Genomic DNA, 779 nt, shown 5'->3' on the forward strand with positions numbered 1-779 from the left:
CCGAAGACTACTGGAAGAAAACCTACGCGAACATCAACTGGACCCATGCTCTGAGCAAGGACCAATCGCTGGCTTTCGACTTCAACATCTACAGCACCAAAAGTGATGGTCTCGGTCTGCAGCGCGCAGAAAAAGACAACACCACCAAGCTCGACAACCGTGCCTACAGCTTGCAGGGCGCGTACACCATCGACGCTCACACCTTCACCCTGGCTTACCAGAAGGTTAGCGGTGACGGTGACTACGGTTACGGCATCGACGGCGGCGGCACGATCTTCCTTGCCAACTCCATCGCTCGTTCCGACTTCAACGCTGAAGACGAGAAGTCCTTCCAGGCTCGCTACGACCTGAACATGGCGACTTTCGGCGTTCCAGGCCTGAGCTTCATGACTCGCTACGTCAAAGGTACCGGCGCCAACACCGCTGACACCTCGAACGGTAAAGAGTGGGAACGTGACATCGAAGCCAAGTACGTGATCCAGAGCGGCCCGGCCAAAGACCTGAGCCTGCGTCTGCGTCAAGCCACTTATCGCTCCAGCGATGGTGTGTACTACGGTTCGGCGTCGATCGACGAACTGCGTCTGATCGCGCAATACCCGCTGAACATCTTGTAATTGGCAGTTTGATTACAACGATGACTTAGGGCTTCGGCTCTAACTAAAAAGCCGCTCACTTGTTCGCAAGTGAGCGGCTTTTTTATTGCAACTTGATCTCAACAACCACATAACTAGCAAGCTAACTATCTAGTTTGATCCTACACATCAAACCTGACACATCGG

At 53.5% G+C, this 779-nt stretch carries 1 protein-coding gene; it reads left to right on the forward strand.

The genetic code is table 11. The annotated features are described in order from the left end of the window. On the forward strand, positions 1–614 hold a 614-nt coding region (locus JV201_RS29955; protein WP_257903257.1), incomplete at its 5' end, for an OprD family porin. Positions 615–779 lie beyond the last annotated feature (165 nt).

The organism is Pseudomonas sp. Colony2, assembly GCF_019382755.1.
Lineage (GTDB): Bacteria > Pseudomonadota > Gammaproteobacteria > Pseudomonadales > Pseudomonadaceae > Aquipseudomonas.